Consider the following 12,294-nt stretch of genomic DNA (forward strand, 5'->3'; position numbering starts at 1 on the left):
GATAAAGATTGATCGCCGCGCCGCCGCTGGTCAGACCCGAGACCGCATCGGTCACGCTCAGCGCATAGCTCAGCACCGGCGTCGCCGCTCCATCCGCACCCGCCGCAAAGGTCAGCGAGAACACCCCGCCAAAGGCAGCCGTCGAGGTCGCCGTATCCGTATCCGTCGGATCGCCATCCGTGTTCGCATCCCGCGTCGTCAGAACAACACCAGCTTCCGGACCCGCCACCACATCAATGCTCGGCGCATCGTCGACGATGATGACGTTGAAGCTGCCCCGCGCGGTGTCACCGTCGCTATCCATCACTTCAAACGTGATGCCCGAGAGGACTTGGGTGTTCTCGTTGTTACCGAGATCAGCATGCTTCACCGGCTGCGACAGCGTTACGGTGTAGCTGTAATCGACTTCGCCAGGATTGCTGCCTGCAACTGCACCCGTGATCACAACACGGATCACTTCGCCAAATCCGGCGGCGCTGCCCACCAGATTACCAGCGCCATCAAGCGCAAAGGTGACCGGCGTATCATCGTTCATCACCAGCTGGCCATTGAGGGCGCTGGGGTTGATCAAGGCAATCGAACCCAAGAGGCCTGTAGGCACATCAGCGCCGAAGCTGAAGGTGATCGTTCCGCTCGCCGTCGCACTGCCCGTCGAGGCGGTTTCGGCCGGATCGCTTTGGAGCGGATCGCTGTCCACGTTCGCACCCGGCAGACCATCTTCATCGACGGTCAGATTATCGCTCACAACGAACTGCGGCTTGGAGTCTTCCTGCAGCATGATCCGCACGGTTGCAGTCGAGACGTCGCCGTCGCGGTCGATGATGGTGTAGGTAAAGCTGTCCGTACCGAACGCCCCTGCATTGGGCGTGTACGTGAACAGGCCCGTCGCCGGATCATAGGTCACCGTGCCTTGCGTGGCCTGTGTCGCAATGAAGACCTTGGTGGGATCGCTCGTGTCGACACCGTCGGCACCAAAGATATCATTGGCGAGGGCGTTGATCGTGAAGGCCTCGTTCTCGATCGGCTGTGTCGCCATATCATCGCGCGCCGTCGGCACATCATCGACGATCTGCACATCGAGGCTGGCGCTGTCGCTGGAACCATCGCTATCGGTCGCGATCACTGCCAGCATCTCGAGGATCGCATCCTGACCCGGCAGGCTGTGTGCCAGCGTGTTATCGAGCAGGGTCGCACTATAGGTGAAGGTCGCGCTGATGACGGTCACGCCGTCAGCCGCAAACACCGGCGTCCAGCCCGTGATCGCCACGGTGTAGATGCCATTATTGGCCACCGTCACCGGGCCGACAAAGGCCCCGGCCGTCACCACGGCCACACCATTGACCTGAACCGTCGCCAGACCATCAGGCGCAATCACGCCGAAGCTGCCACCCACCATCAGCGGATCGGACTGGTCCGACCCCTGATCATCGCCCGGGGTCGCAAGGTCATCCTCGTCGAGCACCACTTCAGGCGCTTCGCCGCCGAGACCGGTGATCGTCACACCATCATCTTTGCCGTTGAGCGTGATCGTCAGCGTCGCGCTCGAGGTGTCGCCGTCGCCATCGATAAGCACATATTCAAACACCTCGGTGAAGAACTCACCATCACTCAAGGTCGAAAGCTGCGAGATGCCAAAGGCGCTCAACGTGTAGGTGTAGGTGCCGTCTGCACCCAGCACCAGCGTGCCATAGGTGCCCGCAAACGTGCCGGGATTCTCAATCACTGCGCCATCGGCACCGGTCACATCCGCGCCGTTGTCGCCATTGGCCTCGGCATCGGTGATGACGTTGCCGGTGGTGAACACCGGGCCGTCTTCCGTCAGGCTGTCGGTGTCGTCTGCCGCCACTGGCGCATCGTCACGGAAGAGGAAGTTCTGGCCGACATTGAGCGTCGCGCTCGACGTGTCGCCATCAAAGTCGCGCGCGGTTGCTGTCAGCGTGATCAGTTTCGCTGCCGACAGCGTTGCCGTGTCGTTGGGATTATTGGCATCAGCATGGCGCACCGCGCGCTGCTGATCGAGCGTCACCGTGCCATCGGCTGCCACCGTCACCGTGAACACCAGCGCACCCGAGACCGCCGTGCGGCCTTCGACCACACCGCCCGCCGTCAGCGAGAGGATCACGTTCTGACCGGTCGCGGTATCCACCAGACCCGAAGGACCGGCCACAACGTCCAGCGCATAGGTCAGCGAACCGCTCGCCGCCGGACCATCCGCACCAAAGGCCGTGACAAAGTTCGCAGCAAAGCTCGCGCTCGCGTTCACCGTAAGGTTCGTCTCATCAACCACCAGAGCCGGCCCCGTCCCCGTCGTCGTCACCGTCGGACCATCATCGGCAAAGCGCACATTGCCACCCAGATCCACGGTCGCACTGTCCGTCGCCGTGTCGCCATCGCCATCGGTGATGGTCGAACGCGCCGTCAGCGCGATCTTGCCATTGGCAAGAACAACAAGCTGATCGTCAAACGGAGCCGTGGTCGTGCCTTCGACCGCATGATCGATCTGCTGGTACTGGTTCAGCGTCACCGCACCCGTGCTGCTGACCGACAGATCAAACACCGTGTTGCCGGCATTGACCCCGCCCTGCGTCGCCGCAGTCGAGCCGACCACCCTGCCGTCGATCAGATAAAGATTGATCGCCGCGCCGCCGCTGGTCAGACCCGAGACCGCATCGGTCACGCTCAGCGCATAGCTCAGCACCGGCGTCGCCGCTCCATCCGCACCCGCCGCAAAGGTCAGCGAGAACACCCCGCCAAAGGCAGCCGTCGAGGTCGCCGTATCCGTATCCGTCGGATCGCCATCCGTGTTCGCATCCCGCGTCGTCAGAACAACACCAGCTTCCGGACCCGCCACCACATCAATGCTCGGCGCATCGTCACGGAAGATGAAATTCTGGCCGATATTGACCGTTGCGCTTGCCGTATCGCCGTCCGAATCAGTCGCGGTCGCTGTCAGCGTGATCAGGTTCGCAGCCGAGAAGGTCACCGCATCGTCGGGATCATTCGCGTCAGCATGGCGCACCGCACGCTGCTGGTCGAGCGTCACCGTGCCGGTCGGATCGACCGTAATCGTGAACACCAATGCGTTCGAGGTAGCCGTGCGACCTTCGATCACGCCCGCACTGTTGACCGACAGGATGACCGCTTCACCCGTTGCGGTATCGGTCAGTCCCGAAGGCCCGGCCACCACACCCAGCGTGAAGACGAGCGGATCGACCGCAGCAGGGCCATCGGCCCCGTAGTCCACGAGAAACGTCGCGGAGAAACTTGCGGTGGCGTCGATGCCCAGATTGGTTTCATCATTAGTCAGGGTCGGGGCAGAACCCGTGATCGTCACCGCCGGCACGCTGTTCGGGCGCACCGGGACAGGGATAACCTCTTCTTCAAACTGCACATTGAACGGCAGCTCGGTGTAGGGAAGCAGATCGCCAAGATCGAAGGCATCCTGAATGTCACCGGGATCAACGAAGAAGTTGCCGCCCGAGCTCTGGTTGGCGCCAGCAGCTGGCTCGGGCTCGTTGCCGACCAGCAGCGCCGCAACGTTGGCCACGGGAACCGGAACGCCCTGCACGACGATCTGGGGAATGAAAATCGCGCCATCGGGAACGACGATGCGGGTGCCGTCAGTCAAGACGATCACGAGGTCGCGCCCCTGGGCCAGGAGCGTGTCAATCGCCTGGCCTTCGCCAAGGACAATCACGTTGCCGGCATCGGGCTGCACGACCTGAGTCGCCTGCTGCTGCATGGCCAGGAGAGGCGATCCGGAAACCGGCATATTGCCAGCGGCGCCAACTCCCAGCAGCTCGATCTGAGCAGCATCAACTTCGTTAGCCATAGTCACCCCTCCGGAACGATGCGAGTTCGAACCAGGCAATGGGATTTTCAGAAAATGAAGAAAAACAACATTTTGCAGGGAATACATGTGCGCTTCAGCTCGCATGCTTCCGCGCCGAGAATCATTGCCAGTTCGTAAACAAATGTTAACTCACCACGGCCTGAAGTAAACTAACTAACGGGAATTGATGGTGACGGTGTTCCAAAAGTGGACACCAAGTGCGTCATTCATTGCGGCAGTTTTTGCGCAAAGCATGGAACACGGGGCCGACACGCCAGCCCGCCGCAAATGGCTTTCCCATCATTATTGTCGGCTCTTCAGACATGAACACAAGGCGCTAGCGCCAGCGCCAGCACGAAGCCGACGCAGGGATCGGAAACGTGACTCTTGCCGAAGGGGCGCGGGGGTGTTCGCCTCGCTTGACGTCGGAATCGTTTGACGAGCCACCTGAAGCGACATATCTCTGAACGTATAAATCTGCATATCTTTGCAGGTGTGGGAGGAGGGCCCATGCCGAATTGCTTTATCCCGAGCTGCGCGGATGCCTAGCCAGAGCATCGTCTCGCGCGAGCTCGCTGATCTGCTCAAGCTGTTGGCGCATCCTGATCGGCTGCGGCTGATCGCCGAACTGCGGAGCGGCGAACAGGATGTCACCAGTCTTGCTGTCGCGCTGGCTGTTCCTGCGACCCGCGTCTCGCAGCATCTCGCCCTGTTGCGCGCGCATCGCCTCGTGGAAGAGCGACGCGCAGGGCGCACGCATTTCTACCGCCTCGTCCACCCGGCGATCGCGGCATGGATCGTCGAGGCGCTGCAATTTGTCGACATCCGCAACCGGCTCGATGAGGCCGGACACATTGACACGGTCCGCGCCCGCTGGAGCGCGCCGGCCCTTGTCTCCTCCGCAACCCCTGAACGATCAACCTGAAAGGATCGCCCCGATGTCCCGTTTCGCCCAAGGCGTCGTCAAGTTTCAACGCGAAGTCTATCCTGAGAAGCAGAAGCTGTTCGAGCGTCTCAGCACCGGGCAAAGCCCCGAAGCGCTGTTCATCACCTGCTCGGACAGCCGCATCGAAACCGCGATGATCACGCAGACTGAACCGGGCGAGCTGTTCATCTGCCGCAACGCGGGCAACATCGTGCCGCCGCACACCAACCAGACCGGCGGGATGACGGCCTCGATCGAATTCGCCATCGGCGCGCTGCGCATCCCGCATATTGTAGTATGCGGCCACACCGAATGCGGCGCGATGAAGGGCGCGATGAACCGTGAAGGGCTGACCAATCTGCCCCACGTGCGCGAATGGCTCGGCTACGCGCAAGGCGCGGTCGATATTGTCGAAGCGATCGGGGCTGGCCTGTCACCCGAAGAAAAGATGCGCATGCTGCTCGAACAGAATGTCATCCTGCAACTGGCGCACCTGCGCACCCACCCGACTGTCGCGGTGGCGTTGGCGCAGAAGACGGTGCAGCTGCACGGCTGGGTCTATGACATCAAGTCCGGCGGCGTGACCGCCTTTGACGAAGCGCGCGAGACGTGGGTGCCGGTTGACGAGCGCTATGCTGCCGATCTCGCCGAAGCTGCACTCGAACGCCACGCCTGCACAGCCTGACCGAATGAACCGAACGCCCGCCAACCTGTTACCCTTGCCTCTGGAGCACCCCCGCACATGAAGCCGCTTGCCTCTGATGGATTGACCCCGGCTGCGGCAGGGCGCGATTTTCTCGCCTCGATTGTGGTGTTTCTGGTGGCTTTGCCACTTTGCCTTGGCATCGCGATTGCCTCGGGCGCACCGCCCGCGCTTGGCCTGATCACGGGGATTGTCGGCGGTCTCGTGGTGGGCAGCCTTGCCGGATCCCCCTTGCAGGTCAGCGGCCCCGCGGCCGGCATGGCGGTGCTGGTGTACCAATTGGTGCAGGAGCACGGCCTGATCATGCTCGGCGTGGTCGGCTTGATTGCAGGCGCGCTGCAACTGGCAGCGGGGGTCTTCAAACTCGGGCAGTGGTTCCGCGCGATTTCGCCCTCGGTGATCCATGGCATGCTGGCGGGCATCGGCGTGCTGATCTTCGCCTCGCAATTCCATGTGATGCTGGATGACAGCCCGCGGTCGAGCGGGCTCGCCAACCTCGCCGCCATTCCCGAGGCGATCATCAAGGCTTTCCCGGTCGATGGTTCGGTGCATCACCTTGCCGCCATGGCGGGCCTTGTCACCATCGCCACGATCGTCGCCTGGAACAAGTTCAAGCCTGCGCGGCTCGGCCTCTTGCCCGGCCCGCTGCTGGGGGTGGTGAGCGGAACCCTGTTCGCGCTCGCCTTCGCCTTGCCGATCAATCTCGTCGATCTGCCCGAAACGCTGGCCAGCGGCCTCAACATCCCGACCATGGATGCGCTGGGTGGGCTGCTGCGCCCTGAAATCCTGCTGCTCGGTGCCGTCTTCGCCTTTGTCGCCAGTGCCGAAACGCTGCTGTGCGCCACGGCGGTCGACAAGATGCACATTGGCGCGCGCACCGATTACGACAAGGAGCTGCGTGCGCAGGGCATCGGCAACATGATTTGCGGCGGGCTCGGCGCGCTGCCGATGACGGGCGTGATCGTGCGTTCGGCGGCCAATGTCGAGGCGGGCGCAACCACACGGCTTTCGGCGATCCTGCACGGCGCCTGGCTGTTGCTGGCGGTGGTGGCCTTCCCGCTGCTGCTCAACGAGATTCCCACTTCAGTGCTGGCCGCGATCCTCGTCTACACCGGCTACAAGCTGGTGAACGTGGCGCAGATCCGCAAGATTGCGGAATTCGGCAAGCAGGAGTTGGCGATCTACTTCATCACGCTAGTGGGCGTGGTGGCGATCGATCTCTTGACCGGCGTGATCCTCGGTTTCGTGGTGGCGACGCTCAAGCTGGTCTACACCTTCTCGCATCTCGAGATCGCAGTGGAGCATGACCGCACGACCAACCGGGTCGATGTGGTGATGACGGGTTCGGCGACCTTCTTCTCGATCCCCAAGCTGAGCTCGACCCTGGAAGCCTCGCCCTTCGGATCGGAAGTGCATCTCCATGTCGAGCATCTCGATTACATCGATCACGCCTGTCTTGAGATGCTCTCGTCATGGGAAAAGCTGCACCAGAGCACGGGTGGCAGCCTGATTGTCGAATGGAACGCGCTGGTCGAACGCTATGGCCGCCGCGCACAGGATCCGAGCAAGACCTCGATCCCCGCGCTCAATAGTCGGGCGGCGCAGGATGCGCGCAAACTCTCGGCCTAATTGACCGAGGTGGGCGCGGGCGGCGCTTCGGACTTCCACAGCTGCTTGGCGTTGGCGATGTCATTCTCGCTGGCGCGGCCGAGCCGGTGCGCGATGAAATCAATGCCGTCGATCAGCCACAGCGCGAGTTCGGGCTGCGGCAGGCGGTAAACCCGCTGCTGGCCGCGGTTCTCGGTCTCCACCAGCGCAATCGCGCGCAGCACACCAAGGTGCTGCGATACGCGCGTCGGCGGGATTTCGAGCGCCATCGCCAATTCGTTGACGGTCTGCTCGCCCGCCTGCAACTTGAACAGGATGCGGATGCGATCAGGATGCGAGATCTGACGCAGCACATTGGCGAGCTCGGTGGCGACAATTTTGCGGCTGGGCACGGGCGGTATCTTTCTGTTCTGGGGCCGGAACGCGGGATCAGGGATTGACCAGCGTCAAGGCAACGGGAGAGCGGGTGCGAGAGTTCCCCTCAAGCGGGGCAAGCGCCTTCCAGCCGGGCACGGGGCGTCCCGCCGGATAATCGTGGTTCGCGGCAAGGGCGATGAACTCGGCATCGCTTACCACCTTGCCATAGGGCGCAAAAACGGGCCGGGAGGGTGTCGTCACCCCGCTGTCGCGCAGCCGCGCCCAGCTTTCCGCCAGCCGCCGCGCGGCAAAGCCCATGCCGCCATGCCGTGCGGCGAGCGCAAGCGCTTGCACCAGCACAGCCGCATCCAGCGGGCGGACGGCCGGGCTTTCGCCAATGCGCTCGCACGCAATGCGCACAAGTCCGCGATCCAGCCACAGCAAGGGCCATGGCCCCTCCACGCCGCTGGTTTCGGCGAGGATGGCCGCAATGATGCTGCGGCATTCGGGCATCACGATCAGGGCATCCCATGTCTCGGCCGAGCGGATCAGGCGGCTGATCGCATCCTCGATGGCGACGATCTCCAGCGCCATATCGCCCCGGGTCAGCGCGCGATCCCCTGCCAGCAGGCGTTGCGCCATCGCGCTGCGCGCATGGGCGGGCACTATCAGGGCGAGCCGTTCACGCCCCTCATCCCGCGCTGCGGCGATCATGGCATTGAGCACAGCCTTGCGCGGCAGGGGGGCGTGGCCGGCCTCATCCTCAAGGCAGGCGGCAGGATGCGGCGATGCCACCATCACATCCAGACAGCCTGCCCCACCAGCGCGCGGCGGCGCCGGATCGAACAGGTAACTCACCAACCATTGCGCGGACGGCAAGGCCGCGCGGGCGAGCGGGTTCTGCAAGGCCGCAGGCGAAAAGGCCTGCCAGGGTGCAAAGACCGGCGGCGGCGGCGCCTGCCCCGCGCCGGTCGCCCAGCGCGCGACCTGGCGCAGCCCGCCCGAACGCAGCGCGGCGGCAGGTTCAAGCGCGATACGGTGCGCATCGAGCAAAGTGGTGAGCGCTGCATGCCAATCGGCAGCGGCCGCCGGATCGCAGAGATCAAGCGTCAACCTGTTCTGCCCGACCAGCCGCATCGGGCTTTGCGACCAAGAGCCAGCCGCCACATCCGCGCCAGCCGGAGCCAGCCCGCGCGGTGCGGGCAGGCGGCGTTCAGGCGTCGTGGCACGTGGGTCCATCGGCAAGCTCCTTCACGGGCGGCAAGTGAAGGCTGACCTAGCGGCTCCCGGCTCATCTGAAAATTTCGTTATATATGAAGAAACGTTCTGTTTTTCAGAACGCTCTTAAGGGAGAGTCCTCCACCCTAGCGGGCGGCAAGCCCCTTGCGCACTTCGGCAAGGGCAGCCTCACCGGCCCATTCATAGCCGCCGGCCACCCGCCAGACTTCCTTGCCCGAAGCATCGAACAGAATGGTCAGCGGCAATTGCCCGGCCTCGCTGAACTGGGCGGACAGCTGGGTTTCGGGATCAAGCCACGGCTCCAGCCAGGCAAAGCCCTTGGCCGCGAAGAAGGGATCAACGACCTCACCGCCGCGCAAGTCCTGACTGACAGTGACAACCCGCACTTCGCCGTCAAGCGTGCCGGCCAGCGTATCAAGCTGCGGCATCTCGATCACGCAGGGCGCGCACCAGGTCGCCCACAGGTTCACCAGCACCGGGCCTTCGATCGCCCCCAGATCAAGCGTCTTGCCAGCCCCGTCCTTGAGCACCAGATCGGGCAGCGCGGTCCCGGCAAAGCTGGTATCGATCGTGCCGGTAAGCGCGCCTGCGCCCGGCGCTTCGGTCGCATCGGCCGGTTGCGCTCCCTCATCGGCCGCCCTATCGCACCCGGCGAGAAAAGCCACGGACAGACAGGCTATGAGCAACGAACGCGACATGACAGGCTCCGATAACAACGCCGCCAACGCCATGTGGGGCGGCCGCTTCGCTGCCGGGCCTAGCGCCATCATGCGCGAAATCAATGCCTCAATTCCCTTCGACAAGGCGCTGTGGCGGCAGGACATCGCTGCATCACAGGCCCATGTCGCGATGCTGGGAGCCTGCGGGATCATTGCGCCCAAGGATGCGGCGGCCATCACCGCCGGGCTTGATCAGATCGCGGCGGATTATGCCGCCCATGGCGTTCCCGAAGACTGGGACTTTGAAGACATCCACATGACCACCGAAGCCCGGCTTGCCGAATTGATCGGGCCGGTGGCCGGGCGACTCCACACCGCGCGCAGCCGCAATGATCAGGTGGCAACCGATTTCCGGCTGTGGGTGCGCGATGCGATCGATCAGATGGACAGCGGACTCGCCGCCTTGCAGCAGGCGCTTGTGATACGGGCCGAAGAACATGCGGGCAGCATCATGCCGGGCTTCACCCACCTGCAAACCGCCCAGCCGGTCACGCTTGGCCACCACCTGATGGCCTATTACGAAATGTTCCGGCGCGATCGTTCGCGCCTCCACGATGCGCGCGCGCGGCTCAACGAATCGCCGCTCGGCTCGGCCGCGCTGGCCGGCACCGGCTTTCCGATTGACCGCGAGATGACCGCCGCAGCGCTCGGGTTCGACCGGCCGACCGCCAATTCGCTCGATGCGGTGTCTGATCGCGATTTCGCGCTCGAATATCTTTTTGCCTGTTCGGCCACCGCGCTGCATCTTTCGCGGCTCGCAGAAGAACTGATCCTGTGGGCGAGCCAGCCCTTCGGCTTCATCCGCCTGCCCGATAGCCTTTCAACCGGCTCGTCGATCATGCCGCAGAAGAAGAACCCCGATGCCGCCGAACTGGTGCGGGGCCATAGTGGGCGGGTGATCGGCAGCCTCACCAGCCTGATGATCACGATGAAGGGCCTGCCGCTCGCCTATTCCAAGGACATGCAGGACGATAAGCCGCCGGTGTTCGAGGCATCCTCGCTGATGGGGCTGAGCATCGCGGCGATGACAGGCATGATCGCGGGCAGCACCTTCCACACCGCACGGATGCGCGCCGCCGCCGAACTCGGCTATGCCACCGCGACCGATCTGGCCGATTGGCTGGTGCGCGAGGCCGGCATTCCATTCCGCGAGGCGCACCACATCACCGGCGCGGCGGTCAAGCTGGCAGAGAGCAAGGGCGCGGCGCTCGATGCGCTGGAACTTGCGGAGCTTCAGGCGATTGACCCACGGATTGATGCGCGGGTTTTTGCCGCGCTTTCGGTCGATGCTTCGGTGGCGGCGCGTGCTTCCTATGGCGGAACGGCCGCGACGCAGGTATTGGATCAGGTGGCGCGCGCCCGCGCCGCCTTGGGAATGGACACATGACCGCGCGTGCTCTTGCTGTGATCGCTGGTTGCGCCGCTCTGCTGGCGGGGTGCGGGGTGCGTGCCCCGCTGACGCCCGCACCGGGTGCCAATCTGCCGGTGGCGCCGTTGGGGCGCTCGACCCAGCCGGTGGCTGATGAATTGCTCATTCCCGATCCGCAGGCGGCCCCTGCCAATCGCACTGTCGAATTGCGCCTGCGTTCCGAAGAACGGCGCGATGATCCGTTTGATCTGCCCCCCGAGTAAACGCACCGCCTTATGGACCATTTCACGATCAAGCACGGCGTCATGCACGCCGAAGACGTGCCGCTGCCAGCGATTGCCGATGCTGTCGGAACGCCCGTCTATGTCTATTCACGCGCCACGCTGGAACGCCACGCCCGCGTGTTCCGCGAAGGGCTGGCCGCGGTTCCCGACAAGCTGATTGCCTTTGCCGTCAAATCCAATCCCAACCTTGCCGTGCTCAAGGTGTTGCAGCGCGAAGGGTATGGCGCGGATGTGGTTTCGGTGGGCGAAATGCGCCGCGCGCTCGCGGCAGGGATTGCGCCTGCGATGATTGTCTTTTCCGGCGTCGGCAAGACCGGGGCAGAGCTGCGTGCCGCACTCGAAGCCGGGATTGGCCAGTTCAACATCGAAAGCGAGGAAGAAGGCCTCGAACTCGCGGCGATTGCCGCCGAGATGGGGCTGGTCGCCGAATGCGCGCTGCGCATCAATCCCGATGTTGATGCGGGCACGCATGACAAGATCTCGACCGGCAAGGCCGATAACAAATTCGGCGTGCCGATCGATCAGGCGGGGCAGATTTTCGGGCGGCTGGCGGGCCTTCCCGGCGTGCGGCTGCGCGGCGTGGCGGTGCATATCGGCAGCCAGCTGGCCGATCTTGCGCCGCTGGAGGCCGCTTTTGCCAAGGTTGGCGCGCTGGTAACGGCCCTGCGCGGCGCGGGCCATGTCATCACCCATGTCGATCTCGGCGGCGGGCTGGGCGTGCCCTACAAGGCAGGCGAGGTCTTCCCCAGCCCGGCCGAATATGGCGCGATGGTTGCACGGGTAACGAAAGACTGGGGCGTGATCCTGATCTTCGAACCGGGCCGGGTGATTGCGGGCAATGCCGGTGTCCTGCTGACGCGTGTGGTGCGGGTGAAGCGCGGGCTCAACCATCCTTTCGTGATCGTCGATGCGGCGATGAATGATCTCGCCCGTCCGGCGCTCTACGGCGCCTATCACGATTTTGTCGCGGTGCGCCCGCGCGGCGCGGACATGGTGGCGAACATCGTCGGCCCGATCTGCGAAACCGGTGATACCTTCGCGATGGGCCGGGTGTGCGATCATCTCGAAGCGGGCGATCTTGCCGTGTTCCGCACCGCCGGAGCCTATGGCGCGACCATGGCATCAAGCTACAATTCGCGCGGCTTTGTCGCCGAAGTGCTGGTTGATGGCGATAAATTCGCAGTTGTCGCCGACCGCATCGATCCCGGCGCGATCATGGATGCCGAGCGCGTGCCGGAATGGCTCGCCTGAGGCTCTC

Annotated in this window: 10 protein-coding genes; 6 read left to right on the forward strand and 4 right to left on the reverse strand. The window is 63.9% G+C overall.

What is annotated here, in order from left to right; all coding sequences use genetic code 11:
- Positions 1-3,832 (reverse strand): DUF5801 repeats-in-toxin domain-containing protein (locus SOQ14_RS00505; protein WP_322895770.1); only part of this gene is annotated, 3,832 nt, incomplete at its 3' end.
- 541 nt (positions 3,833-4,373) lie between these two features.
- Here SOQ14_RS00505 and SOQ14_RS00510 point away from each other — a divergent pair.
- The 3 genes from SOQ14_RS00510 to SOQ14_RS00520 are packed head-to-tail and all read left to right on the forward strand — an operon-like array spanning position 4,374 to position 7,089.
- Positions 4,374-4,757, forward strand: coding sequence for an ArsR/SmtB family transcription factor (locus SOQ14_RS00510; protein WP_322895772.1), 384 nt, complete (start codon positions 4,374-4,376; stop codon positions 4,755-4,757).
- 13 nt (positions 4,758-4,770) lie between these two features.
- Positions 4,771-5,442 carry a carbonic anhydrase gene (locus SOQ14_RS00515; RefSeq protein ID WP_322895774.1) on the forward strand — a complete coding sequence of 224 codons (672 nt, stop codon included), beginning with the start codon at positions 4,771-4,773 and terminating at the stop codon, positions 5,440-5,442.
- Positions 5,443-5,499: 57 nt separating this feature from the next.
- Positions 5,500-7,089: a SulP family inorganic anion transporter gene (locus SOQ14_RS00520; RefSeq protein ID WP_322895776.1), complete on the forward strand. Its 1,590-nt coding sequence runs from the start codon at positions 5,500-5,502 to the stop codon at positions 7,087-7,089.
- Here the strand turns inward: SOQ14_RS00520 and SOQ14_RS00525 are convergent.
- The 3 genes from SOQ14_RS00525 to SOQ14_RS00535 form a co-directional block, all read right to left on the reverse strand.
- On the reverse strand, positions 7,086-7,460 hold the full coding sequence (locus tag SOQ14_RS00525; protein WP_322895778.1) for an ArsR/SmtB family transcription factor: 375 nt from the start codon (positions 7,458-7,460) through the stop codon (positions 7,086-7,088). The two genes, SOQ14_RS00520 and SOQ14_RS00525, sit on opposite strands and share 4 nt — an antisense overlap.
- A 37-nt stretch (positions 7,461-7,497) precedes the next feature.
- Complete coding sequence (locus SOQ14_RS00530) at positions 7,498-8,664, reverse strand: hypothetical protein (protein WP_322895780.1); 1,167 nt, start codon at positions 8,662-8,664, stop codon at positions 7,498-7,500.
- Positions 8,665-8,789: 125 nt separating this feature from the next.
- A complete protein-coding gene (locus SOQ14_RS00535) occupies positions 8,790-9,329 on the reverse strand; it encodes a TlpA family protein disulfide reductase (RefSeq protein ID WP_322895782.1) in 540 nt (179 codons plus the stop codon).
- Positions 9,330-9,393: 64 nt separating this feature from the next.
- Between SOQ14_RS00535 and argH the strand changes: the two genes are divergently transcribed.
- The 3 genes from argH to lysA are packed head-to-tail and all read left to right on the forward strand — an operon-like array spanning position 9,394 to position 12,287.
- Positions 9,394-10,770: an argininosuccinate lyase gene (gene argH, locus SOQ14_RS00540; RefSeq protein ID WP_322896245.1), complete on the forward strand. Its 1,377-nt coding sequence runs from the start codon at positions 9,394-9,396 to the stop codon at positions 10,768-10,770.
- Entirely contained in the window at positions 10,767-11,015 is a 249-nt protein-coding gene (locus SOQ14_RS00545; protein ID WP_322895784.1) for a hypothetical protein, read from the forward strand. The genes argH and SOQ14_RS00545 overlap by 4 nt, the downstream gene beginning before the upstream one ends.
- Positions 11,016-11,027: 12 nt before the next feature.
- On the forward strand, positions 11,028-12,287 hold the full coding sequence (gene lysA, locus SOQ14_RS00550; protein WP_322895786.1) for a diaminopimelate decarboxylase: 1,260 nt from the start codon (positions 11,028-11,030) through the stop codon (positions 12,285-12,287).
- Positions 12,288-12,294 lie beyond the last annotated feature (7 nt).

This window comes from Erythrobacter epiphyticus (assembly GCF_034653295.1).
In the GTDB taxonomy this organism is placed as follows: domain Bacteria; phylum Pseudomonadota; class Alphaproteobacteria; order Sphingomonadales; family Sphingomonadaceae; genus Erythrobacter.